This window comes from Nocardia nova, assembly GCF_002933465.1.
In the GTDB taxonomy this organism is placed as follows: Bacteria; Actinomycetota; Actinomycetes; order Mycobacteriales; family Mycobacteriaceae; genus Nocardia; species Nocardia nova_B.
In genome coordinates this window covers 180,055-203,819 of record NZ_PSZE01000001.1, presented here as the reverse complement: position 1 = coordinate 203,819, position 23,765 = coordinate 180,055, and the positions used below count along the sequence as shown (strand labels likewise).

The window sequence follows — 23,765 nt, the reverse complement described above, 5'->3', positions numbered from 1 at the left end:
ATGGACATAGACAACCAGCACGTGGGGAGCGCCGAGCCCAGCCTCGTCCGTCCGTACTCGCTGACCGCCGGTCGTACGCGGCCGACGGTGGAGTTGGCATTGGAGGCGCTCGTCGCATCGCATCCGGTCGCCCTAGAGCGGCAGTTCGAACTGACCAACATCGAGACGTCAATCGTGGAGTTGTGCAGAGAATCGCCATCTGTTGCGGAACTTGCTGCCCGACTGGGTATTCCGATCGGGGTGGCTCGAGTTCTCGTCGCCGACCTCATCGAGGCGGGACATGTTCGAGTTTCGGCGACTTTGAAAGACGATTCGAGCGACGATGAACGTCGCGAGCTGATCGAAAGGGTTCTCAGTGGACTCCGGCGTATTTGATTCGACGGCCCAGGTCGATACCCGCAACGCCAAGCCGACCTCCGCGAAGATCGTGGTGGCCGGTGGTTTCGGTGTGGGCAAGACGACCTTGGTCGGTGCTGTATCGGAGATTGTTCCGCTGCGCACCGAGGCTTTGGTGACCAACGCCAGTGTGGGCGTCGACAGCCTGGCCGCCGTGCCGACGAAGGCCACCACCACGGTGGCCATGGACTTCGGCAGGATCAGCCTGGCCGACGATTTGGTGCTTTATCTGTTCGGCACACCCGGCCAGTACCGCTTCTGGTTCATGTGGGACGACCTGATTCGCGGCGCCATCGGGGCGGTAGTGCTGATCGACACCAGACGGCTCGAGGATTCCTTCGCCGCCGTCGACTACTTCGAGGCTCGCGGGCTGCCGTTCCTGGTCGCCATCAACGAGTTCGACGACGCACCGCGGTACCCCCTGGAGGACATCCGCCAGGCGCTGGCCGTCCCGGCGGACGTGCCGATCATGTCGATCGACGCGCGCCGCCGCGAGCCGGTGAAGCAGGCGCTGGTCTCGGTCACCGAGTACGCGCTGCGCAAAGTGGTTCAGGGTTACTGATACGCCGACGACCGGCCGCACGACGCGGCCGCGTCGGCACGCGGTGGCACCACGCCCGCCGATCACCCGTTCCGGCGCGGTTACGCTCGGGGCGTGAAGATCTCGGCGCGTGAGTTTTTCGACGGTGTGCTCGATCCCGGTTCGTACCGCAGCTGGGATCGAGAACCGATCGAGGTCGCCACGTCGCCGGCGTATCGCGCGGAACTGACCGCCGCGGTCGAACGCAGCGGCACCGACGAATCGGTGCTGACCGGTGAGGGACGGTTGCGCGGGCGGCGCGTCGCGGTGATCGCGTGTGAATTCGGCTTTCTGGCCGGATCGATAGGCGTGGCGGCCGCCGAGCGGATCGTCACCGCCGTCGAACGCGCCACCGAACTGGGTCTGCCCTTGCTCGCCTCGCCCACCTCCGGCGGAACCCGCATGCAGGAGGGCACGGTCGCCTTCGTTCAGATGGTGAAGATCGCGGGCGCGGTGGCCGCGCACAAATCGGCCGGGCATCCGTATCTGGTATATCTGCGCAATCCCACGATGGGCGGCGTGTTCGCGTCCTGGGGCTCGCTGGGGCACATGACCTTCGCCGAACCCGGCGCGTTGATCGGATTCCTCGGACCGCGGGTGTACGAGGCGCTCTACGACCGGCCGTTCCCCGAGGGCGTGCAGATCGCGGAGAACCTGTATCACAACGGGGTGATCGACGGGGTCGTGCCGGTCCGGTTCTTCCGCCGGATCGCGCACCGGGTGTTGAATGTGACGACTTCAATTGCGGGACAGCCCGATTCGCTGCCCTTCGCTACGCCCACGCAGTCGATCCTCGGGCGAACGGGTGTCGCGAGAACTGGGCATGCGGACGCATCGGGTGCTGACCGAGCGATTTCACCAGGTGCTGCCGACCGAACCGCTTCATCGGCTTGGGAGTCGGTGCTGATCTCTCGTGACCCGCGGCGTCCGGGTATTCGCGAGCTGTTGCGGCAGGCGACCGATCGCGTGCCCTTGAGCGGCACCGGTCAAGGCGAATCCGACCGCACCGTCGTCCACGCGCTGGCCCGGCTGCGCGGCGAGTCGTGCGTGATCTTCGGTCACGACCGGGCCGGCCAGACCGGCGAGAACACCATGGGGCCAGCCGCATTGCGCGAGGCCCGCCGCAGTATGCACCTCGCCGCCGAACTCCACCTCCCGCTGGTCCTGGTCATCGATACCGCGGGCGCGGCGCTGTCCCAGGAGGCCGAAGAGCGCGGCCTGGCACCCGAAATCGCCCGCTGCCTAGCGGATTTGGTCACCCTGGACACGCCGACCGTGTCGGTACTGCTGGGCCAGGGCACCGGCGGTGGGGCATTGGCCCTGCTGCCCGCCGACCGGGTCCTCGCCGCGACGCACGCCTGGCTGGCGCCACTTCCACCGGAAGGCGCCAGCGCCATCGTCTTCCGTGATACGGACCATGCGCCGGACCTCGCGGCCGCCCAACGAGTCGGCGCGGCCGACCTGCTCACCGACGGCGTCGTCGACCGCATCGTCCCGGAGATCCCCGACGCCGCCCACGAACCGATCGACTTCTCCCGCCGCATGGTCGCCGCGATCGCCGCGGAATTGTCCGAACTGCGCGGTCGGCCCACAGGCGATCTGAGAGCGCGGCGCTCGGGCCGCTACCGCCGTCTCGGCGTCCCCGGCTGACCTCCCGCGCCAGCAGCGGCCGGGCTCCCGCGACGGATGAAAGATGGGGCCGCGGGAAGCCTGGTCCTCGTCGACCGCCGACAACTGCGAACACGCAGGTGCGCGTCGTTGACGGCTCGGCAAACCGCTTCTACGGTCGGAACGGTGACCTTTCGCAGCGAGAGCAGCACAGTACCGTCGGTGATTCTCAACGACGGCCATCTGATTCCGAGGCTGGGCTTCGGGGTTTTCCAGGTGCCGGAGGGACAGACCTTCGACACGGTGACCGCCGCGCTCGAGGCGGGGTATCGCAGCATCGACACCGCGGCGGCGTACAGGAACGAGGCCGAGGTGGGACGCGCGATCGCCGAATCGGGATTGGAGCGCGACGAGGTCTTCATCACCACCAAACTGTGGAATGCCGACCAGGGGTACGACTCGGCCCTGCGCGCGTTCGACGCGAGTATGAAACGGCTCGGGTTCGAGTACCTCGACATGTATCTGATCCACTGGCCGGTGCCGAGCGCGGACCGCTACATCGACACGTTCCGCGCCTTCCAATCGCTGAAGTCGCAGGGGCGCATCGGTTCGATCGGCGTCTCGAACTTCCAGCCGGAACATCTGCGGCGACTGATCGGTGAGACCGGTGAGGTGCCCGCCGTGAACCAGGTCGAATTGCATCCGGCGCTCGCACAGAACACGCTGCGGGCCTTCCATGCGGAACACGGCATCGCCACCGAGGCGTGGAGCCCGCTCGGCCAGGGTGCCGAACTGAAGGACCCGACCGTGGGCGCGGTCGCCGAACAGGTCGGCCGCACGCCCGCCCAGGTCTTGATCCGGTGGCACCTGCAGTTGGGCAATATCGTCATTCCCAAGTCGGTGAATCCGGAACGGATCCGCGAGAACTTCGATGTGTTCGCCTTCGAACTCGACGCCGAGCAGATGGCGACCCTCAATGCCCTCGACACCGGTAGCCGCGTCGGCCCGGATCCCGACACGTTCGCGATGGGGCTGGACTGACGCGTTGCCCGGGGCCGAACTATCCGTGCGAACTTGCGTGATTTCGCGGAAAACCGGCTGATCGGGCCCGGTTTGCACGAAAAATTCGGGTCCGACGCTCAGCGCAGACCCAGGTAGCGCGTCAGCTCGACCGCTGCGGCGCGCCCTGCCCGGTTCGCGCCGATGGTGCTGGCCGACGGCCCGTAACCGATCAAATGGATGCGCGGGTCGGCGGCTACCTGGGTAGCGAGCCGGCCCGTCATCGCGATGCCGCCGCCGGGCCCGCGCAGTCGCAGCGGCGCCAGGTGGTCGAGCGCGCTCCGGAAGCCGGTGGCCCAGAGGATCACGTCGGCGGCCTGAAAGCTGCCGTCGGGCCAGCGCACGCCCTCCGGTTCGATGCGGGCGAACATCGGATGCCAGGTCAGCGCGCCGCGCGCGCGAGCGGCGCGAATCCGGTCGTCGACCGGCAGGCCGGTCACCGAGACCACCGACCGCGGCGGCAATCCCCGTCGCACCCGATCCTCGACCATCGCGACCGCCCGGCGGCCCTCGTCGGGACCGAACGGCCCCTCCCGCCAGCGCGGCTCCGTCCGCGACACCCACGTCGTGCCGGTGACCTGGGAAATCTCGTCCAGCAGCTGGACCGCGGAGATGCCCGCGCCGACGACCACGACGTGCTTGCCGGCGAACTCTGCCGCGCTGCGGTAGTCGTGGGCGTGCAAGTGCCGCCCGGCGAAGGTTTCGGCGCCCGGATAGTACGGAATGAACGGCTTTTCCCAGGTGCCGGTGGCATTGATCACGCCGCGCACCCGGAGGGTCCGGTCGCCGACACCCGGTAGCTCGGTCGGCGCATCCGTCGATCGCCTCGAATCGCCGGCCACGGTCTCGACGTGTACCAGCCCGTCCACGGCCGTCCCGGGACATGTCGCGGTGGTTGCCCGATCGCACACCACCCGTACCGATAGCGGTCGGCGAACCCGCAGGTCGAAACGCTTCTCGTACAGCTCGAAATAGTGCGGCACCGCGGTCGCGGCGGATACGGAATCCGAGCCGGGCGGCAGCGTTTCGGTGAACGACATCCCCGGCAGATCGTGTACGCGATTCACCGTGCTCAAAGTCAGTGAGGGCCAGCGGAATTGCCATGCCCCTCCGGGGCCGGGGGAGTGGTCGACGATGAGGAAGTCGATTCCCGGTGTCAATCCGAGCCGCCGCAGATGATAGCCGACCGACAGTCCGGCCTGGCCGGCGCCGATCACCACAATCTCGAAATCGGGTGCGGTCACCGCCGTCACAGTACGCGTCGGGTGCGCTGCGGCAACTGTCCGCCGCATACAGTGGAGTCGATACCGAGGAGTCCATACCGACCGGCGGGTGCGGTGAGGTGTGCCCCCCGGAAGAGAAACCGTGCGAATGGGGAGAGGTCAGATGCTCGCAGTGAGCCGGGATGGTGACGTGGTCACCATCGAATTGCAGCGCCCGCAGCGCCGCAACGCCCTCAACGACGAGTTGGTGGCAGCGTTGCGTGCGGCCGTCACGTCCGCGGCGGCCGACGCGCGGGTGATCGTGCTGACCGGTCAGGGTCCGATTTTCAGTGCCGGCGCCGATTTGTCCGGCGTCTACTCGTCGGATTTCCTCGACGAACTGATCGGTCTGTTGCGTACCATCGAGACGGTCCCGGTGCCGGTGATCTCCGCCATCAACGGCGGCGCGCTCGGCGCCGGGGTGCAGCTGGCGCTGGCCTCCGATCTGCGGGTGATGAGCCCGGATTCCTATATCGCCATTCCGGCCGCGAAGCTGGGCATTTCGGTGGATCGCTGGACGGTGCGCCGCCTGGTCTCGCTGATCGGTGGCGGCCCGGCGCGGACCGTGCTGATGGGTGCCGAGAGCGTATCCGCCTCCGACGCATACACTTTCGGCTTCGCCAACCGCCTCGGCACGCTGGCCGACGCGCAGGAGTGGGCCAAGTCGATCGCCCAGCTCGCCCCGCTCTCGCTACGTCACCTCAAGCTGGTGTTCAACGACGACGGCACCCGCGGCGAGGACACTCCCGAGCAGCGCGCCGCCCTGGAGGCCGCCTGGCGCAGCGCTGACGCCCAGGAGGCGCGGCGGGCGCGGGAACAGAAGCGCGCGGCGAAGTTCGTGGGGCGCTGATGGCCGGCACCGAGATCGTCGCGGCCGCCCGCAGAGCGGCCCTGGCCGCGGCCGGGCTGGTCGGATTGCGCTGGGTGGCACGCGCGGCGTGGCGGATTCCCGCGGAAATGGGGGCTTCCGCCGCTGCCATCGCACCGCTGGCGACGCGGTCGGCGAGCTACCGCGACCGGCAGTTCCACAACACCGAACCCAGCAGCCAGATCACGCCGGGATCGGGCGCGTCCCTGTTGCTGTCGGCGCTGACCCGCCGCGATGTGGGGCGACCACCGGCGGAAATCCCGCTGGCGAGCACCGAACATCCGGAGCAGGCGGCCGATCTGGCCGTGACCTGGTTCGGCCACGCCACCGCGCTGATCGAGGTCGACGGCTACCGCATCCTCACCGATCCGGTCTGGAGCGAGCGGGTCTCGCCGTCGCCGCTGGTCGGCCCGGCCCGGCTGCATCCGGTCCCGGCGCCACTGTCGTCGCTGCCGTCGCTGGACGCGGTGGTCATCTCGCACGATCACTACGACCACCTGGATCGTGAGACCGTGCGCGCGCTGGTGGCCGGCCAGGACGCCCCGTTCGTGGTGCCGATCGGGATCGGCGCCCATCTGCGCAAATGGCAGGTGCCGGAGACGCGCATCGTCGAATTGGATTGGAACACTTCCACTTCCATCTCCCGCCCCGGGCTGGGCGAGCTCACCGTCACCTGCACCGAGGCGCGGCACTTCTCCGGGCGCGGCCTCACCCGCAACACCACGCTGTGGGCGTCGTGGGTGTTCGCGGGCCCGCGGCGGCGGGCCTATTTCGGCGGTGACACCGGCTACACGAAGGCGTTCGCCGAAATCGGCGCGACCCACGGTCCGTTCGATCTCACGCTGCTGCCGATCGGCGCCTACGACGTGCACTGGCCAGATGTGCACATGAACCCCGAGGAGGCGGTGCGCGCCCACGCCGACGTGTGTGTCGGGGACGCCGAGTACGGCATGTTGGTGCCGATTCACTGGGCCACGTTCAATCTGGCCTTCCACGGCTGGTCCGAGCCGGTCCACAGACTTGTTGCGGCGGCGCGTGCAGCGGGTACCCGGATAGCGGTGCCGCTTCCCGGCGGGCGGATCGATACCAATGCGGTATCACCGCAGTTCTCCTGGTGGGAGGATGTGCGTTAGAAACGCAGTCGACGAGTGAAGGAGTGGGCTTCATGAGTTTGATGGATACGCTCAAGAGTTTGGTGGGTAAGGGCCGCGACGCGGTCTCGCAGAACGCGGACAAGGTCCACGGCGCTGTCGACAAGGCTGGTGGCTTCGTCAACGAGAAGACCGGTGGCAAGTACTCCGATCACATCGACAAGGGCACCGAGGCCATCAAGAAGAACATCCCCCAGCAGGGCGGCAACACCCCGCCGCCGGCTCCCGAGCCGCCCGCCGCGCCGCCGCAGACTCCGCCCGCCACCCCGCCGCAGGCGCCGCGGCCGCCGGAGGGCTGAGCACGAGGCGCGATGCCCGGTACAGCCGGGCTCCCTCGCCGATCGACGACGGGCACCGGCCGGAGGTTCACTCCTCCGGCGGGGCCTGTTTTCGCTTTACACTGCGACTATGGCGGCGCGCCGCGAGTTCGGGGGCATCGAGGTCGGTTTGACCAACCTCGACAAGGTGCTGTATCCGGCGACGGGCACCACCAAGGGTGCGGTGATCGACTACTACACCGCCATCGCACCGGCGCTGCTGCCGCATATCGCCGACCGTCCGGTGACGCGTAAGCGCTGGCCCAACGGGGTGAGCGAATCCTCGTTCTTCGAGAAGAATCTGGCCGCGCACGCGCCGAAATGGATTCAGCGCCGGCCGATGGATCATTCCGATCGCCGGGTGCACTATCCGGTCATCGATTCGGTGGCCGGGCTGGCCTGGCTCGGACAGCAGGCGTCGCTGGAAATCCATGTGCCGCAATGGCGATTCGTGAACGGATCGCGCGGTCCGGCCACCCGCATCGTCTTCGATCTCGATCCCGGGCCGGGGATGGACCTGGCCGATTGCGCAACGGTGGCCTTGTGGATTCGCGATACCGTGCGCGACGCCGGTCTCGACGCCTATCCGGTGACCAGCGGCAGCAAGGGAATTCACATCTATGTACCGCTGGACCGGGTACTGAGCCCCGGGGGCGCCTCGACGGTCGCGAAACAGCTGGCGACCGGGCTGGAGAAGCTGCATCCGACACTGGTCACGGCGACGATGGCGAAGGCCGTGCGGCCGGGCAGGATCTTCCTGGACTGGAGCCAGAACAACCCCGCGAAGACCACCATCGCGCCGTATTCGCTGCGCGGGCGCGAGCAGCCGACCGTAGCGGCGCCGCGTAGCTGGGACGAGATCGCCGACCGAAAGCATTTGCGACAGTTGCGCTTCGACGAGGTACTCGAACGCTGGCGTTCCGACGGGGATCTGCTGGCGGGTCTGGATCCGCCGCTGGGCAGTGCCGGTGCGGCTGATCCGCTGCAGACCTACCGGTCCATGCGCGACCCCGCCCGCACCCCGGAGCCGGTTCCGCCCGGCCCGCCCGATCCCGGTGCGGGTGATCGCTTCGTGGTTCAGGAACATCACGCTCGGCGACTGCACTGGGATGTTCGACTCGAACGCGACGGCGTGCTGGTGTCATGGGCGGTGCCGAAGGGTCCGCCGACTTCACCGTCGCAGAACCGGCTGGCCGTGCACACCGAGGACCATCCGCTGGAATACTTGCATTTCCACGGCACCATTCCGCGCGGCGAATACGGTGGCGGGCAGATGACGATCTGGGACACCGGCACCTACGACACCGAAAAGTGGCGTGCGGACGAGGTGATCGTCCAGTTTCACGGCGAGCGCCTCAACGGCCGCTACGCCTTCATTCGCACCGACGGCAAGCAGTGGTTGATGCACCTGATGAAATCGCAGGTCGCGGAGCCGGAAGACGATGAGGCCCAGGACGGTTCGAACGACGGGCAGCACGGCGAGTCGGACACACCCGGGGCGACGGCACCGTCGCGAGGAGGCACGAACGGCGGGCGGGGCGGGGCCGAGTTCCCGCGTGGACTGTCGCCGATGCTGGCGACCTCCGGGGAAGTGGCGAAACTCAGCGCCCGGGACTGGGTCTTCGAGACCAAATGGGACGGGTTCCGGGTCATCACGGAAATCGACGACGGCGGCGTGGTGATCCGCAGCCGCGCGGGCAATATAGTCACCGACCGCTATCCGCGCATCGCCGAGGTGGGACGGCAACTGCGGGGGCATCGGATCGTGCTCGACGGGGAGGCGGTCGTCTTCGACGCCGAGGGCGCGTCGAATCTGGCCCTGCTGCAGGCGGATCCGGCCCATGCGGAACTGGTCGCCTTCGACGTGCTGTATCTCGACGGCACCTCGCTGCTGCGCAAGCGCTACGCGGATCGGCGGCAGGTGCTGGAGGCGCTGGCCGAGGGCGTGCCCTCGCTGCTCGTCCCGCCGCGCCTGGAGGGTTCCGGTGCGGACGCCCTGGAACACAGCCGTGAGCATCGGCTCGAGGGAGTCGTCGCCAAGCGCAAGGATTCGGTGTATCTGCCCGGCAAGCGCGGCCAGTCGTGGATCAAGACCCGCAACTGGCGCACCCAGGAGGTGATCGTCGGTGGCTGGCGTCGCAGCGCCGCAAGAGAATTCGCCTCCCTGCTGGTCGGCGTCCGCCACGAAGGCGAGCTGTATTACATCGGCCGAGTGGGCACCGGCTTCAGCGACCGCGAGATGTCGGGGCTGACCGCGCGCCTGCGCCCCCTCCGCCGCAAGACCAGTCCCTTCGCCAACGAGCTGACCGCCGACGAACGCAAGGATGCCGTCTGGGCGACGCCGAAAATCACCGGCACGGTGCGGTATATGAACTGGACCGAATCCGGGCGGCTGTGGCACCCGGCGTGGGTGCCGGACGAGAAATAGGTTCCGCCACAACCGGTTTCCCCCTCCGCAAGGCGCCAGCTACTCGCGCGGGCAGCCGATTCTCGCGCCGCGGCCGGACGGCCCGGCCCCACGAGATGCGGGCACCAGACCCTCCGGGACGCGTTCGGTTGGTCGAGTCAGTTCGTCGTGGTGGTGTACCACTTCGTGGTGCCCGCCGGAGCGCTCAGCGTGCTGATGAGGTCGACGGCGGCCACGACCAGCGTGGGTCCGCCGACCACCAACGAGCCGATGATCGCGCCCGCGGTGGCACCCGTGATGAATCCGGGGATCGCCCCCACCCCGCCTGCCGCAGCGCCGACGACCAGGCCGATCACTGCGCCGATGGCGGTACCGATGAAGCTGCCGATCGCGGTTCCGAGCCCGAATTGTGTTGCGAACGCGTTCATCGCGCTCTGATTCTCCAGCGGCGACGCCACGGGCGTCACCGGTGCGGGCCGCGCCGCCGCGGCGTCCTTCACCACGGTCAAATCCAGGACCCGGGAGTCGTCGCGCACCTGGTGGGGCATGGGGTACTCGACGCCGTCCTGCCGGAAGGACAGCGGCAGTGTGACGAGCGCGTGGCCGTCGGCGTCGGTGACGTCGACGGTGCGTCCGGCGGCGTCGACGCGGAAAAAGCCGCCGTCGAGAGTGGTTTCGACGGTATTGCCCGTCAGATGGGTTTCGTAGCGCACCGTGGGTGCGCCGGTATCGGCATGGACGGTACCTGCCCCGAGGGCGACGGCCACCGCTGCCGGAAGGGAAAGAGCGGCGAACTTGCGCAGAAACATTCCGGTTCCAATCTCCATCAGGAAGAAATTCGGCAGCCGAAAACGACGCGCGCTGAGAACCCAATATCCCCGACGTATCTCAACCCCTGCGCGTGGAGCCGTGGTCCGGCTAACTCACGGAAGTAACCGTACCTTCACTCGGTCGCAAAGTGTGGCGAATTCGATCCCCTGACATCGTGTTTCGCAAAGCGAACAAGTTTGCCCGTTTCGATATGAGATCGCTGAAGAATTGCTTCGGCGAGTTACAGAAACACGCCGACCGCCGCCGCACCACCGCACACCACCACCGACAGGACGAGAGCGATGTAATCGGCCCGGCGTGGGCCGGCCGGATGGGCGGTCAATTCGCCCGTCCCACCGCGTGCTGTGATGGCCTCACCCAATTCCCCGGCGCGGCGGGTGGCGACGGCCATGGCCGCGGTGAGAATGTCCACGAGCGGATTCGCGGCTCCGCGCGCCATCGACCCGTCCTTGGGGCGTAGCCGGCGGGCGGCGCGCAACACCCGGATCTCGTCCATCAGCAGTGGCAGTCCGCGCAGGGTCAACGCCACGACGACTGCCCATTCGTCCACCGGAATCCGCAGAACCCGCAGCGGCGCACCGAGTTTGGCCAGGGCGGGCGCGACCTCGCTCATCGGGGTGGTCCACGCGATCAGGAACGAGGTGGTCAGCAACACCAGCCCGAACAGCGTGACCTGGACATACCGCAGTACGGCGGCACCGCCGGTGGGGATGGTGATCAGTCCGCCGAGCACGATCAGTGCCCAGAACCACCACGGCAACCGGGGTAGCGTGCCCAGCGGCAGCCGGGCGATCAGGCCGATCACGATCAGGAAGGCGACCACCACTCCCAGGACCGGCCACGCGGGCTGCAACATCAGCAGCACACTGATGAAGAAGGCGACGATCATCTTGGTTCCGGCCCAGAGCCGATGGATCGGGCTGTCGACCGGAACTTCGCGCAGCAGCACCACACTCATCGCGCACCTCCGAGGGCGTCGCCGTGCCGGCCCCGGCTGCGGCGCTGTGGGCCCCGGGCTCGATCGGTATCGGGCCGGCCGCCGTCCGTCGCGCCGTTCGTCCCCGGCGGCATCGGTTCTGACCGCGGGCCCGCGATCCCCGCGTCCCCGCGGCCGTCGCCGTCGGCCGACGGGCCGAGTACGGGTTCGGCCGGTCCCGGGGCCGCCCCCGCCGGGGCGCCGACGGCACCGGCCGAGTTGTCGGCGGCGGCCGCGGCGGCCGGCAGGCTTTCCAGGATGAGACCGGATTGCAGGTGGACCGTCCGATCGCAGACACTCTCCATATCGGCCACATCGTGCGAGATGACGATCAATGTCAGTCCCGAATCCCGCAGCCGGGCGAGCAGTTCCACCACCTCGGCGCGGCCCTGCGGATCGAGTCCGGCCAGGGGCTCGTCGAGTACCACGACCTGCGGGCGGCTGGCGACGATCGCGGCGAGAACCACTCGCTTGGCTTGACCACCCGACAACTCCTCGATCGAGCGCGAGGCCATCGCCCGGTCCAGCCCCACCGCATCCAGCGCGCGGCCCACCGCCCCGGAACCGGTGCCGTGCCCGCCCCAGTCCTCGATCTCGGCGCCGACCGTCTGGCGCTGCAGTTGCAACCGGGAATGCTGGAAGGCCAGCTCGACCGCGCCGATACGCTTGTGCACCGGACGCGAACCGGTGTAGTCGCACAGGCGGCAACCGCCGGTGGTCGGGACGATGAGGCCCGCCATGATCCAGGCCAGGGTGGATTTTCCCGACCCGTTGCCGCCGACCACGAGCAGTGTCTCGCCGCGGTGGACGGTCAGATTCACCCCGCGTAGCGCGGTCGCCGCCCACGGGGTGCCGCGGTTGTAGGTATGGCGCACATCCCGCAGCTCCAGCAGCGGTTCGCCGATCGGGCAGCGCCGCAGATTGCGCACCGGGCGGGGCCACACCGGCAGATGGTCGACCTGGCGGCCTCCGGAGAGATGGATGACCCGATCGGCTGCCGCCGCGTCGGCTTCGTGGTGGGTGACCAGGACGACGGCCATCCGGTGCCGGGCGGGCAATCCGGCGAGTAGTGCGACCAGTTCGCGCCGGCCGTCCGGATCGATCATCGAGGTGGCCTCGTCGGCCACGAGCAGCGCGGGATCGCGGGCCAGCGCTGCCGCCACCGCCAGGCGCTGTTGCTGGCCGCCGGACAGGGTCGCGGTCTCCGCGCCACCCAGTCCGCTCAGCCCGACCTCGCACAGCAACGCCTCTACGTCGACCGCCCGCGCGGCCTCGGCGGGCAGACCCCACACCACATCGTCGGCGACCAGCACCCCGAGGGTCTGACTCTCGGGCCGCTGCAGTACCAGCGCGGTGCCGCCGATCACGCCGAGCCCCGCCGAACCGGGACGTTCGACCGTGCCGCCGGTGGGCGGAAGTCCGGCCAGCAGCCGGGTCAGCGTCGACTTGCCTGATCCGTTGTGGCCGACGACCGCGACGAATTCGCCGATCTCGACGGACAGGTCGATATCGCTCAGCGCTTCGGCGCGCGCTCCCGGATAGCGGAAGGACACGCCGCGTAACCGCACCGGCACCGGGGCGACGGCGCGCGTATCGGCAGGCGCGTCCAGCCGATCCCGCCCTGGCAGCCACTCCAGCCGATCCAATACCGAGCCGAGGACGAACCAGGAGAAGACGGCGGTCATGACCACGCCCAGGAACACGCCGCCGCCGATGTAGAGCCACCACCAGCTCAGCACGCTGTCGGTGACCGAGACGACACCATTGCCCAGCGATTCCAGCTGTGGCTGCCGGGAGAGCATGTGATCGATGCCCTGGGCGATATTGCGCACGTTGTCGAAGACCAGCCGGCGCGAGGCGGCGAACAGATAGAGCATGCCGACCGAGAAGGCCGCCCAGATCAATCCGGCCAGCGACGACAGCAACAGTACGGTGATCAGTCCACGTCGCCGCCGTTTGACGGTGCCGATGATTCCGCCGATGGTCGCCGCGCTGACCACGGTGGCCGCCGGCACCAGGCCGGCGGCGACGAAACTCACCAGGGTCGCGGCCACGGTCGCGCCCAGGATGGCGCGCAGCCGGTAGCGCTGTGCCAGCAGGCCCATCGGCACCGCGGCAACCAGATTGAGGGCCGCCGCGTAGGGCACCACCGAGCCGATGGTCACCAGCCCGACGGTCACCCCACCGAGGACTGCCGCGGTGGCGAGTTCGACGGGGCGCAGCGGGCCGTGAGCGATTCGCGGCTCGGCGCCGGCGGAGAGAGGCGCGGTCACGGCTCAAGTCTGCCAGCACCGGCCGACTGCGGGACGGGCCCTCGCCGGGGCGCAGGGCGCACGCGGACCACATCGGCTGGTCATCACGTAAGGACCGGTTCGGGTGTGCGCAGGACGTAATCGTCCGGATTCAACGAGCGGGTGCGCAAACGGTACGCGGTGACGGTGCCGGGCCAGTTGTTGGTGATCCGCCCGGCGGCATTGCGGTACCAGCTCGAGCACGCGGTCCACGGCGTGCGCAGCAACCGGCGCTGGGTCTGCGCATCGAAGGCCGCCGCGATCTCGGACTTCACCTCGAGACAGGTTCCCGGATGTTCGCTCAGATACGCCACGGCCTGCCGAATGTAGCGGGCCTGGCATTCGATCATGTAGATGATCGAGCCGGTGCCCAGATTGGTGTTGGGTCCGTACATCAGGAACAAATTCGGGAATCCCGGCACGGTCATCCCGAGATAGGCGCGGGCCCCCTCGGACCACACCTTCTCCAGTTCCGCGCCGTCGCGCCCGAATATCCGGATCGGCCAGAGGAATTCGCTGCCCTTGAAGCCGGTGCCGTAGACGATCACATCGGCTGGGCGCACGGTCCCGTCCGCGGTGCGCACGCCCTCGGGCAGCACCTCGGCGATGGGCTCGGTCACGACATCCACATTCGGCCGCACCAGCGCCGGGTAGTACTCGTTGGAGAACAGCACCCGTTTGCACAACACTGGGTAGTCGGGGGTCAGCTTCGCGCGCAATTGCGGATCGGGCACGTCGTGGCGAAGCGTGCGGGTGCCCATCCAGGTCGCGAGACGCCGGATCGGCGGGATCGCGGTCAAGCCCAGGGAGAAGAACTCCAGGAAGCACCACACCCACAGGCGCTGGGCCAGCCGCAGGCCGGGGACGTGTGCGAACAGGGCGTGATGGATCGGCCGGTACTCGCGGTCGGTGCGCCGCACCACCCAGGCAGCGGTCCGCTGGAACAGCGTCAGATGGGCCACCTCGGGTGCGATGGCGGGTACGAATTGAATAGCGCTGGCGCCGGTTCCGATCACCGCGACCCGCTTCCCGGCGAGGTCGACGTCGTGGTCCCACTGCGCGGAATGGAACGACGGCCCGGCGAACGTCTCGATGCCCGCGATATCGGGCATCCGCGGGCGCGACAGCTGCCCGACCGCGCTGATCAGCACGTCGGCGGATCGGATATCGCCGTCGGCGGTGCGGACCGTCCAGCATCCGCCGTGTTCGTCGAAGCTCGCCTCGGTGACCTCGGCATCGAATCGGATCCGTTCGAGCAGCCGATGTTTCGTCGCCACCGCATGCAGGTAGCCGAGGATCTCGGCCTGACCGGAGTAGCGATGCGGCCAGTCCGGTTTCGGTTCGTAGGAGAACGAGTACAGCGGTGAGGGCACGTCGCAGGCCGCGCCCGGATAGGTGTTCTCCCGCCAGACCCCGCCCAGGTCGCTCGCCCGCTCCAGAATCGTGATGTCGTCGAAACCGTTGCGCTGCAGCTCGATTGCCGCGCCGAGCCCCCCGAACCCGGCTCCGACGATAATGACCGACGGCTTGGTAGCGGGCATGCGCGCGCTCCTCGAATCGAGAACAGTACCTCCACTGTAGGCGCGTGCCGCCGCCTCCGAACCCCGTTCCGTAAACCCAGCTCAGCGCGGTTGTACGCGGATCCGACCGCCCATCGGCACGGTGCGAACGATCGAGGTCAGCCGCCGGTCCGCGACGGCGTGCAGCACCACGGATGGGTCGGGCGCGTAGTCGATGGGAACGTCGCCGGGCTCCTCGACCTCCCACGCCCCGCCGATGGCCGAGGCCACACTGGGCGCCACCACCAGCGGCCGCCCACCGAACAGCGTGGTGCCCATCGCGTGCATATGTCCGGTGAGCACGCCGAGAATCCGCGCATCACCGGCGACGGTGCGCTCCAATCGTTCCGGATCGGCGAGCCGGATGGGATCGACCACCGTCGAGTACATCGGCACGGGCGGGTGATGCATCGCCACCAGCATGGAGGCATCCGCGGGCGTGGCGGCCAGCAACCGGTCCAGCCACGCGTAGGTTCGCTCGCCCAGCTCGCCGCCGCCCGAACCGGGAATCGTGGAATCGAGCAGTGCCACGGTGAGCCCGCCGATATCGACGGCCTGATTGATCGGTCCCTCCTCGGCGGGGCCGTCGAGGAGCGTCCGCCGCAGATTGGCCCGGTCGTCGTGATTGCCGGGCAGGACGTACAGCGGGATGTCGGTGGTCAGCGATTTGCGCGCCTGTTCGTACTGGGCGAGGGTCCCGGATTCGGTGAGGTCGCCGGTCACGAGGATGGCGTCGGGCCGGCGCGGTAATCGGTCGAGGTAGCCGAGGACGGCGGCGACTCGTTCGGCGTTGCGCGGATCCAGATCGAAGTGAGTATCGCTGAGCTGTGCCAACAGAATCATGGCGTCCGCTTTCTCGTGGGATCGCACCGTTGCGCCCGTCGCCGGGAACGACCTGTGCGAGCCCGTGTGGAATCGGCCCCCGGGTGTGATCGCTTCGGCCGCGTGCGTGCCGATACGGCACGTGTCCAGAGTAGAAGGTCCTCAGCGCGCCGTCTCCGTGACGGATGCCACCTTTTATAGCGGACGGCTATGGGTAGAGTGCGGGGCGGCGAGCCGCTATTCCGCAGCGACCCGCTCGAGCAGGGCGGCCGGATTGTCGATGATCGGACTCGAACCCGTCGTGAAGAAGTCCGGACCCGGTACGGCGGTCAACGCGAGTTCGGAACCCGCACGCCACGGCGCCTCCACCCGCAACGACAGCGAGTGCAGATGGGTGCGCGCGTACTCACCCGATTTGTCGAACAGCGGATCGCCCGCGATCGGATAGCCGATCCAGGCCAGATGAACCCGGATCTGATGCCGCCGCCCGGTGATCGGCCGGGCCAGCAGCACCGTGTGCCGATCGGTCCGCGCCACGGTGGTGAACTCGGTCCGAGATGGATAGTTCTTACCGGCCAGGAGATCGCTCTCGGCGACCGTCCACAGATGCCCCTCCCGCCGGATGGTGTCGCGCGGTGCCGCGATCCGCACCCGGTTCTTGCGCCCGACACTCAACGGCAGGTCGATGACGCCGGTATCGGGCAGATCGGTGGCAGCGGTGACGACCAGATACCGTTTGTCGGCCGTGCGCTTGGTGAACTGCCTGGTCAAACCACCGTGCGCGGCCAGATCCTTCGCGAACAGCACCAGGCCCGAGGTGACCTTGTCGATGCGGTGCACCGGGTAGAGGGTGATCCCCGCGGCCGCGGCCAGCTCGACCAGATCGGTGTCGTGGCGTTCCCCGGTCACGGCGATTCCGGCCGGCTTGTTCAGTGCGATGATCGCCTCGTCCTCGTCGACGAGGCACTGCTGCGCCAGCTGCTGCCAGCCCATCTCCACCGGGTGCGTTTCCACCGGGCCAGATTAGTCGGCGGTTCGATGGCCGAATATCGCCAGGAGGGGTGGGCGCCGCCCGGCCCGGTGTGCTAGAGCCAGGCGTCGTCGAGGTCGGTCGTGGTGCGATCCATCGCGTCGAGCAGATCGAAAAGCGGTGCGGTACGGGGCAATTCCCAGTGGAAGAAGTACCGTGCCGCGACCCGCTTACCGCGGTGGAAGTCCTCGGATCCGCGCGCGGCGGCCACCGCCTGCTCCAGCCAGATCCAGGCCAGCACCACATGTCCGAACGCCTCCAGGTAGGCGGACGAATTGGCCAGTGCCGCTTCCGGATCGGCGTCGCGCCACACCGTGGCGGTGGTGGTCGCGATGCGTCCGGCGGCCGCGGCCAGCGCATCGGCGAAGTCGCCGAGTTCGCCGTCGCCGGTCGCGCGAGCCCGATCGACCGTTTCGCCCATGGTGTCGAGCAGCAGGGTCAGGGCCGCGCCGCCGTCCGCGACCACCGCCCGGCCGAGCAGGTCCAGACTCTGAATCCCATGTGTCCCTTCGTGAATCGGATTGAGGCGGTTGTCGCGGTAATGCTGTTCGACGTCGTAGTCGCGGGTGTATCCGGCGCCGCCGTGCACCTGGATGGCGAGATCGTTGGCGGCCAGGCACCACTGGCTCGGCCAACTCTTGGCGATCGGGGTCAGTACTCGCAGCAACAGGGCGACGCGCTGCGCCTCATCGGCGTCCACGGCGCTGCGCTGCCGGTCGATCAGGGTGCCGCAGTACAACTGCAGGCCGAGGGCGCCTTCGGCATAGGCCTTCTGCGCCAGCAACATCCGGCGAACATCCGGATGCTGCGCGATCGGGACCTGCGCGCTCGCATCGCCCTTCACCGTCACCGGGCGGCCCTGCGGCCGGTTGCGGGCATAGTCGAGGGCCTTGAGGAAGCCGGTGTACCCCAGCGCGGTAGCGGCCAGGCCGACGCCGAGGCGCGCCTCGTTCATCATGTGGAACATATAGGTCAGGCCGCGATTCGGCGCACCCACCAGGTAGCCGACCGCACCCGGTGCGCCGCCGGGTGTGAACGCCCCGTCGCCGAAGACCGGCGCCGTGTTCACCGTGCCGCGCCAGCCCATCTTGTGGTTGATCCCGGCCAGCACCACATCGTTGCGCTCACCGAGCGAACCATCCTCGGCGGGAAGGTATTTCGGCACGATGAACAGCGAGATGCCGCGGGTTCCGGCATCCGATCCGGGAATGCGCGCCAGGACCAGATGCACGATGTTCTCCGACAGGTCGTGGTCACCGCCGGAGATCCACATCTTGCGGCCGAACAGCCGGTACGTGCCGTCGTCCTGCGGGACGGCCTTGGTGGTGATATCGGCCAGCGAGGAACCCGCCTGTGGTTCCGACAGCGCCATCGTGCCGAAGTAGCGCCCGGTCAGCATCGGCCGCACGAAGCGGTCGAGCTGTTCGGAATCCGCGTGCGCGGCGAGCAGGTTGGCGTTGCCGATGGTCAGCAGCGCGTAGCTGGCGGTCGCCACATTGGCGGCGTAGAACCACGCCATGCACGCGGTGAAGACCGTATGCGGCAATTGCATACCGCCCACTCGCTCGTCCATCGCGGCACCGACGAACCCCGCCTCCGCGAAGGCCGACAGCGCCGTCGCCACCTCCGGGATGATGTGCACCTTTTCGCCGTCGAAGGTCGGCTCGTGCAGATCGCCCTCGCGGTTGTGCGGGGCGAAGTACTTCTCGGCCAGTTCCCGGCTCAGCGCGAGCACCTGATCGAAGGTCTCGCGGCTGTGTTCCCGATAGCGCTCGCGCTCGGTCAGCCCGGTCACGTCGAGCCACTCGTAGAGCAGAAAATCGAGGTCGCGAGCGGACATGATGAGCGAATCCATAACCCAAGCCTGCTGGGCAACCCCCGCGCGCGCAAGGTGTGCGGGCGTGCCGTCGCCGTGACGGCTCCGGCGTGGCAGGTCCGGCGCCGTCGGGCCGGTGGGTGCGCGCCGGAACAGTGTGCGCCGGAACAGTGTGCGCCGGGAGGTGTGCGCCGGGAGGTGTGCGCCGGGAGGTGTGCTCAGCCGGCTCGGGCGACGAGGGGAGCGATGAAGCGCTCCAGCATGTCGCGCTCCTCGGCCTCGTCCCGGCCGGGCACCGTGAGCAGCGAGACGATGATGCGGGTCAGCCAGCGGGCCAGCCGCGCCCAATCATCGTGTGCCGAGGATGTTTCCGCGGTGAACAGCGAGCGGGCGATGGCCTCGATCACCTCGGAGGTCTGGGCGATCTGCAGGGTCGCTCCGGCGTCGTCGGGCCGGAACCAGGCGATCAGCAGCGGGTCCGAACGCACCGCGCGGAGACTGGCCAGCACTCCGGCGACGGCGCGTTCGCCGGGGTCGGCGATCGTCCCGATCTCGGCGGTGACGCGGGCGCCCACCCGCCGTGCCTCGCGATGCACGTACGCCAGTTGCACCGCCTGCCGGCTGTCGAAGTACCGGTACAGCGTCGCCCGCGAGCAGCCGGCGGCCTTGGCGATATCGCCCATCTGGGTCGCGTTCACGCCGCGTTCGGAGAACAGGCTCGCGGCGGCGTCCAGGATCCGCTCGGCCGCCTGTAGCGAGCGCGGATGCGCCAGCCAGTCGCTCATGCCGGGACGAAGGGGACGTTGACCGGCCAGCGCACGTAATTGCCCTCGGTGTACCGGACGCCGTCCGGATCCACGGAGAAGTCCGGGCACCGGGCCAGCAGTTCCCGCAGCGCGATGGTGGCCTGCATGCGGGCGGCGGCCGCGCCGAGGCAGTGGTGGTTGCCGTTGCCGAAGGTGAGGATGCTCTTCGGATTCCGTGTCACATCGAGTTCGCTTGCGTCCGAACCATATTCGCGCTCGTCCCGGTTGGCCGACGCGTACAGCATCAGCACCCGCCGTCCCGCCGGAATGGTGACGCCCTCGATCTCGACATCGCGGGTGGTGGTGCGGGCCAGACCCTGCACCGGCGAGGTCATGCGCAGGAATTCGTCGACCGCGCCCGGGATCAGGCTCGGATCGTCGAGCAGGCGCTGCCGCTGCTCGGGGTAGCCGGTCAGCAATTGCACCGCGCCGCCGAGATTTCCGGTGGTGGTGTCGTTGCCGCCGGTGATCATCGTGAACGCGAAACCGATGATCTGCAGGATTTCGCCGAAGTCGCCGCCGGCGCCGAGTCCCGAGGCCACCAGATGGGAGACGGTGTCGTCCGCCGGTTCGAGTTTGCGCTTCTCGATCATCGCGATGAAGTACTGGGTCAGCTCACCGACCGCCTCCTGCGCATGCTCGATGCCGCCGGTCGCCGAGGCCGCCACGATCGCCTCGCTCCAGCGATCGAACTGTGCCCGGTCCTCTTCCGGCACCCCGAGATAATGCGCCACCACCATGGTCGGCAGCGGTTTGAACAACTCCACCGAGATGTCACCGCCACCGGCCGCGCGCAGCTTCTCCAGCCGCTCGATCACGAACGCCTCGACCGCGGGCCGGATCTCCTGGACCTGCCGCGGGGTGAACCCCTTGGCCACGCGGCGCCGGAAGACGGTGTGGTCGGGCGGATCGGTGAAGACGAACGGCCGGTTCTCGCCGAGCCCGATCTCGCTGAGATTGTTGTAGTCGACCGTCAGACCCTGAGCCGAGGAGAACGTCTCGGGATCGCGCACCGCCGCGTAGATGTCGGCGTAGCGCGAAAGGACGTAGTAGTCCTCGTGCGGGCGGTTCTCGGGGACGACGTGGTGCACCGGATCGGATTCGCGCAAGGCGGCGTACATCGGCCAGGGGTCGCGCCAGGAGTCGCCGGAACGCAAGGTGAAGCGTGCCTCGTGAGACATCGTCGTGCTCATGTATCGACGGTAAGACAAATAGCCGAGTATGTCTAGAACCTGTTTCATCGGTGGCGGTCCGCCGCTCGCGCACCCGGACCGATACCGGGCGACCCGCCGGTGAGATCGGTACTGTGGGCTGACCAGCGCCGCCCGTCGGACAAGGAGCGCCCATGCGAACCGGTCCCGCTCTGCGAGAGTTCTTCCGGCGCAAGCCGATCGACCAGATCCAGGACGAATCCGCCACCACCCTGCACCGGACGCTGGGCCTGTGGCAGCTGACCGCCATCGGGGTGGGCGGCATCATCGGCGCGGGCATCTTCACGCTGGCCGGTGCGGTCGCGAATCAGACCGCCGGCCCGGCCGTCCTCGTCTCCTTCCTGATCGCGGGCGTCGCGAGCGCCGCCGCCGCGCTGTCCTACGCCGAATTCGCGGGACTCATTCCGCGCGCCGGTTCGGCCTACACCTACGGCTACGCCGTACTCGGCGAACCGGTGGGCTGGTTCATCGGCTGGGATCTGCTGCTCGAATACACCGCGATCGTCTCGGTGGTGGCGATCGGCATCTCCGGCTACATCCAATTCCTGTTGGGGCAGTGGGATATCGAGCTCCCCGAGTGGATGCTGGGTGCGCCGGGAACCGGGCACGGCCATGTGGTGAATCTGTTCGCCGCGATGCTGTGCCTGCTCATCGCCGCTCTGCTGAACCTGGGTATCCGGGCCGCGGCGCGATTCGAAACCTTCGTGGTGGGCCTGAAGATCGTGGTCGTCGTGGTGGTGATCACGGTCGGGTTCTTCCACATCGATTCCGCCAACTACCACCCGTACTTCCCGTTCGGCATGTCCGGCGCGGTCACCGGGGCGGCGACCGTCTTCTTCGCGGTCTTCGGCTACGACGCGATGTCGACCGCGGCCGAGGAGTCGGTGGACGCGAAACGCCACCTGCCCAAGGCGATTCTGTTGTCGCTGGCGGTGTCGATGGTGCTCTATGTGCTGGTCTGCCTGGTCCTGACCGGAATGCAGCACTACACCGACATCGATCCGGAGAGCGGGCTGTCCACCGCCTTCGAATCCGTCGGCCTGCCCGGGCTGGGCAGTCTGATCGCGGCCGGGGCCATCGTCGGCATCATGACGGTGCTGTTCACCTTCATGCTCGGCGTCACCCGCGTCTGGTATTCGATGAGCCGGGACGGCTTGCTGCCCAAGTGGTTTGCCAAAACCCACCCGGTACGTCAGGTGCCCACGCGGATCACCTGGATCGTCGGTGTCGCGTCGGCGGTGATCGCGGGGCTGCTGCCGATCGGCCAGGCCGCCGAGCTGACCAATATCGGCATCCTGCTGGCCTTCATCGTGGTCTGTGCGGCGGTGATCGTGTTGCGCTATCGCCGTCCGGATCTGCCGCGCGGCTTCCGCACGCCGGGGATGCCGGTGGTGCCCCTGCTCGGCATCGGCTTCTCGATCTGGCTGATCACCTATCTGCAACCGGTGACGTGGTTGCGCTTCGCCGTCTGGTTCGCCGTCGGCGCGATCGTCTACCTGACCTACAGCCGCCGCCATTCCCTGCTGGCGACCGGCCCGGATACCTCCGAGACGCCGGCCGGCCGGTTGTAGGGATTGTATCGAGATACCAGCGATATCTGAGGTATTTCGCGAATTTATCGTTTTGTTATTCGAATTGGCGCGTTCGGTATTTGGTTTCTCCCCGACCGTGGCGAATCATGGCTCCCCGGATCCAACGATCGACTGATCACCGTGGTGTTTCGGAAATCTGCTCTCGCTACGAGATTCGGAGGAACGCATCATGGCAGGAACCGAGGCGGGTCGATGTACCCGCTTTCCGGGTCGTAGGGCCTGGTCGACCGCGGCGACGCTGGTCGTTCTGTTCGGCGCGGCGGACACGATGGTGGCGACCGCCGGCCCGGCACACGCCGACTCGCCATTACCCGCCCCGGTCGTACCGGGAATTCCACTGCCGCCGCAGCTCACAATTCCCGGGATCTTCCCGGAAATCCATCCGGCCCCGCCGGAGCCCATGAAATCGGTCGGTGAGCGGGCGCTCGAGGCCGCCGAGTCCAAGATCGGCTCGACCTACCGCTCGGGTGCCGCCGGGCCCGATGCCTTCGACTGCTCGGGTCTGGTGCAGTGGGCGTACCGGCAGGTCGGGGTGGACCTGCCGCGGACGAGCTACGACCAGCTGTCCGCCGGCACGCCGGTCGACCTGGATGCGCTGCAACCGGGCGATTTGGTGTCGTTCTACGGGGGTGGACACTCCGCCCTCTATGCCGGCGACGGCACGGTCGTGCACGCCGCGACGAGCGGTGAGGGTGTCATCCGATCGGCGATCGCGCAGATGCCGGTCACCGGCGCCCGCCGCTTCTGACGGCGCCGGCGGGTGCGCCACGCGGCTCGCCGATCCAGGGGTTCGAATCCGCCGCGAGGTTATGTTGCGCGACAATGTGCATCGAGATCGGTGTCGAGATCGACAGCATTGGATTGCAACGTGAATCGCGGAGGAGGGGGCCGGTGGCCGAGACTCGGGCGAATGCCGACGAGCCGTTCGGGCCGGTGCGCCCCTCGGATGCGGTCGATGGCTGGGAGTTGGCCGGTGACGACACCCGCTGGTGGCTGGTCAAGGCGTTCGGCGATGCGCGCGGGCTGGTGAAGCCGACCACGCGGACCACCTGCGCCTGGCGTATCGAAACCGCCGACGGCCGGATGTTGCGCGAGGTCAGCGCGCGATCGGTCGCGGAGGCGAAAGTCGCTGCGGAAGAATGGATCCGGAAGACGATCGGCTGAGCGTTCGCTCGGCCGATCG

At 68.2% G+C, this 23,765-nt stretch carries 21 protein-coding genes; 11 read left to right on the top strand and 10 right to left on the bottom strand.

Going from position 1 to position 23,765, the window contains the following annotated elements:
• The 4 genes from C5E41_RS00775 (at position 1) to C5E41_RS00760 (ending at position 3,625) form a co-directional block, all read left to right on the top strand.
• Positions 1-375: a DUF742 domain-containing protein gene (locus C5E41_RS00775; RefSeq protein WP_025347064.1), complete on the top strand. Its 375-nt coding sequence runs from the start codon at positions 1-3 to the stop codon at positions 373-375.
• A complete protein-coding gene (locus C5E41_RS00770) occupies positions 356-958 on the top strand; it encodes a GTP-binding protein (protein WP_174372252.1) in 603 nt (200 codons plus the stop codon). Before C5E41_RS00775 ends, C5E41_RS00770 begins: the two co-directional genes overlap by 20 nt.
• A gap of 93 nt (positions 959-1,051) precedes the next feature.
• Complete coding sequence (locus C5E41_RS00765) at positions 1,052-2,626, top strand: carboxyl transferase domain-containing protein (RefSeq protein ID WP_104373916.1); 1,575 nt, start codon at positions 1,052-1,054, stop codon at positions 2,624-2,626.
• Positions 2,627-2,770: 144 nt separating this feature from the next.
• Complete coding sequence (locus C5E41_RS00760; RefSeq protein WP_258080645.1) at positions 2,771-3,625, top strand: aldo/keto reductase; 855 nt, start codon at positions 2,771-2,773, stop codon at positions 3,623-3,625.
• Positions 3,626-3,723: 98 nt separating this feature from the next.
• On the opposite strand, the gene C5E41_RS00755 is transcribed toward C5E41_RS00760, so the two are convergent.
• Complete coding sequence (locus tag C5E41_RS00755; RefSeq protein ID WP_104373914.1) at positions 3,724-4,935, bottom strand: NAD(P)-binding domain-containing protein; 1,212 nt, start codon at positions 4,933-4,935, stop codon at positions 3,724-3,726.
• Between the two features lie 94 nt (positions 4,936-5,029).
• On the opposite strand from C5E41_RS00755, the gene C5E41_RS00750 reads away from it, so the two are divergent.
• The 4 genes from C5E41_RS00750 (at position 5,030) to C5E41_RS00735 (ending at position 9,669) form a co-directional block, all read left to right on the top strand.
• A complete protein-coding gene (locus C5E41_RS00750) occupies positions 5,030-5,755 on the top strand; it encodes an enoyl-CoA hydratase (protein WP_104373913.1) in 726 nt (241 codons plus the stop codon).
• Positions 5,755-6,906, top strand: a complete 1,152-nt coding sequence (locus C5E41_RS00745) for an MBL fold metallo-hydrolase (RefSeq protein WP_104373912.1) — start codon at positions 5,755-5,757, stop codon at positions 6,904-6,906. Before C5E41_RS00750 ends, C5E41_RS00745 begins: the two co-directional genes overlap by 1 nt.
• A 32-nt stretch (positions 6,907-6,938) precedes the next feature.
• Positions 6,939-7,223, top strand: a complete 285-nt coding sequence (locus tag C5E41_RS00740; protein WP_104373911.1) for an antitoxin — start codon at positions 6,939-6,941, stop codon at positions 7,221-7,223.
• A gap of 109 nt (positions 7,224-7,332) precedes the next feature.
• Positions 7,333-9,669 (top strand): ATP-dependent DNA ligase, encoded by a 2,337-nt coding sequence (locus C5E41_RS00735; protein ID WP_104373910.1) that lies wholly within the window; start codon positions 7,333-7,335, stop codon positions 9,667-9,669.
• 137 nt (positions 9,670-9,806) lie between these two features.
• On the opposite strand, the gene C5E41_RS00730 is transcribed toward C5E41_RS00735, so the two are convergent.
• From C5E41_RS00730 to C5E41_RS00690, 9 genes are all read right to left on the bottom strand, one after another.
• The gene (locus C5E41_RS00730) at positions 9,807-10,475 is read right to left on the bottom strand and encodes an ammonium transporter (RefSeq protein ID WP_258080644.1); all 669 of its coding nucleotides are present in this window, start codon (positions 10,473-10,475) and stop codon (positions 9,807-9,809) included.
• 224 nt (positions 10,476-10,699) lie between these two features.
• On the bottom strand, positions 10,700-11,437 hold the full coding sequence (locus tag C5E41_RS00725) for an energy-coupling factor transporter transmembrane component T family protein (RefSeq protein WP_104373909.1): 738 nt from the start codon (positions 11,435-11,437) through the stop codon (positions 10,700-10,702).
• Entirely contained in the window at positions 11,434-13,728 is a 2,295-nt protein-coding gene (locus C5E41_RS00720) for an ATP-binding cassette domain-containing protein (RefSeq protein ID WP_104373908.1), read from the bottom strand. The genes C5E41_RS00725 and C5E41_RS00720 overlap by 4 nt, the downstream gene beginning before the upstream one ends.
• Positions 13,729-13,811: 83 nt before the next feature.
• Complete coding sequence (locus tag C5E41_RS00715) at positions 13,812-15,287, bottom strand: flavin-containing monooxygenase (RefSeq protein ID WP_104373907.1); 1,476 nt, start codon at positions 15,285-15,287, stop codon at positions 13,812-13,814.
• Between the two features lie 81 nt (positions 15,288-15,368).
• The gene (locus C5E41_RS00710; RefSeq protein WP_104373906.1) at positions 15,369-16,148 is read right to left on the bottom strand and encodes a metallophosphoesterase; all 780 of its coding nucleotides are present in this window, start codon (positions 16,146-16,148) and stop codon (positions 15,369-15,371) included.
• Between the two features lie 216 nt (positions 16,149-16,364).
• The gene (locus C5E41_RS00705; RefSeq protein WP_258080643.1) at positions 16,365-17,141 is read right to left on the bottom strand and encodes an RluA family pseudouridine synthase; all 777 of its coding nucleotides are present in this window, start codon (positions 17,139-17,141) and stop codon (positions 16,365-16,367) included.
• A 71-nt stretch (positions 17,142-17,212) separates the two neighbouring features.
• Positions 17,213-19,012, bottom strand: a complete 1,800-nt coding sequence (locus C5E41_RS00700) for an acyl-CoA dehydrogenase (RefSeq protein ID WP_104373905.1) — start codon at positions 19,010-19,012, stop codon at positions 17,213-17,215.
• Positions 19,013-19,191: 179 nt separating this feature from the next.
• Positions 19,192-19,758, bottom strand: a complete 567-nt coding sequence (locus tag C5E41_RS00695; protein ID WP_030513310.1) for a TetR/AcrR family transcriptional regulator — start codon at positions 19,756-19,758, stop codon at positions 19,192-19,194.
• Positions 19,755-20,972 (bottom strand): cytochrome P450, encoded by a 1,218-nt coding sequence (locus tag C5E41_RS00690; protein WP_104373904.1) that lies wholly within the window; start codon positions 20,970-20,972, stop codon positions 19,755-19,757. The genes C5E41_RS00695 and C5E41_RS00690 overlap by 4 nt, the downstream gene beginning before the upstream one ends.
• Before the next feature lie 152 nt (positions 20,973-21,124).
• On the opposite strand from C5E41_RS00690, the gene C5E41_RS00685 reads away from it, so the two are divergent.
• The 3 genes from C5E41_RS00685 to C5E41_RS00675 all read left to right on the top strand — a co-directional run bounded on the left by C5E41_RS00685 (position 21,125) and on the right by C5E41_RS00675 (position 23,746).
• Positions 21,125-22,561, top strand: a complete 1,437-nt coding sequence (locus tag C5E41_RS00685; protein ID WP_104373903.1) for an amino acid permease — start codon at positions 21,125-21,127, stop codon at positions 22,559-22,561.
• 289 nt (positions 22,562-22,850) lie between these two features.
• The gene (locus C5E41_RS00680; RefSeq protein ID WP_439956345.1) at positions 22,851-23,330 is read left to right on the top strand and encodes a C40 family peptidase; all 480 of its coding nucleotides are present in this window, start codon (positions 22,851-22,853) and stop codon (positions 23,328-23,330) included.
• A 143-nt stretch (positions 23,331-23,473) separates the two neighbouring features.
• Positions 23,474-23,746, top strand: coding sequence for a hypothetical protein (locus C5E41_RS00675; RefSeq protein ID WP_146097432.1), 273 nt, complete (start codon positions 23,474-23,476; stop codon positions 23,744-23,746).
• Positions 23,747-23,765 lie beyond the last annotated feature (19 nt).